This window comes from Vibrio sp. 1069, assembly GCF_033340555.1.
The window spans coordinates 1-563 of the sequence record NZ_JAWOWP010000747.1; the positions used below are offsets into that span (position 1 = coordinate 1).

Consider the following 563-nt stretch of genomic DNA (forward strand, 5'->3'; position numbering starts at 1 on the left):
GGGGTGTTACGTCGTTTTTCACATGCGATGGATTGGGAGATTCCACTTTATCTGTATTTGCTAGACGAACTCAACCAACTGGAACAGCGTGTGAAGCCAATAAGAGAGCTGTCTAGCCAGGTGAGAAAAACGATGCGAGCGATAAAAAAACTGCAAATTTAGTTCTATCCAATCAGGAAGCTTCATGCCGTGAAATGAAGCTTCTAGCCACAGTTTGCATTTTCAAAATCAATGATACGCTGGTAGTAAAGTGAGGAGAAAATGCTGTGATGAGATTGAAAGTTCAGGTTGAAAAAATCAATGCTGAAAGCGTCGATATCGCTTGGTTCGCGGGGTTGAACAATCACGGTATCGTTACGGTTCAAATTGCTCAAAGTGAGTTCCGGTGCGCTGTAGCAGAGTTAACGGCGGCTAGGTTCTTACTACTCGACAAACAGGTATTCGGGCGCGTACCAAACAGCGGTAAAGGTCTCGCACTCAGCCTAACCAAAGAAACCATTTTAGCGGCCAAGAATGAAGCTCTCAAAGCAGCCGCACTGTTTCTGTCCAACCGTCTATCCGGT

The 563-nt window shown here is 45.5% G+C and carries 1 pseudogene; it reads left to right on the forward strand.

Going from position 1 to position 563, the window contains the following annotated elements:
- Positions 1–269 precede the first annotated feature (269 nt).
- Positions 270–563, forward strand: a pseudogene (locus tag R7040_RS28835) (hypothetical protein); the annotation flags it as partial.